This window comes from Pseudomonas sp. 2822-17 (assembly GCF_002742485.1).
GTDB classification, from domain to species: Bacteria; Pseudomonadota; Gammaproteobacteria; order Pseudomonadales; family Pseudomonadaceae; genus Aquipseudomonas; species Aquipseudomonas cyclaminis.
Map to the genome: position 1 here is coordinate 1 of NZ_LJRZ01000202.1, position 311 is coordinate 311.

Genomic DNA, 311 nt, shown 5'->3' on the forward strand with positions numbered 1-311 from the left:
ACAGACGGCGATCCAAACAACAGGACATAACATTGCCAACGCAAATACACCTGGTTACTCAAGACAACGAGTAAACCTTCAACCAACTGGTGGGTTCCCAACACCTGGTTTTTCACAGCCAGCGATCACGGATCAACTAGGCTCAGGGGTACAAGCTGGTGAAATTACGAGAATCCGAGAGGCTTACCTTGATGATCAATTCCGTGGGGAAAATAATAAGCACGGTTATTGGAACAGCCTTCATGAATCTTTAACGAAGATGGAAGATATCATGAATGAACCAACAGAAGACGGCCTTGCGAATATGATGG

The 311-nt window shown here is 45.3% G+C and carries 1 protein-coding gene; it reads left to right on the forward strand.

Annotated elements, in window-relative coordinates; all coding sequences use genetic code 11:
* Positions 1-311: flagellar basal body protein (locus AOA60_RS32095; RefSeq protein WP_218240514.1), on the forward strand; the 311-nt coding region annotated here is incomplete at both ends.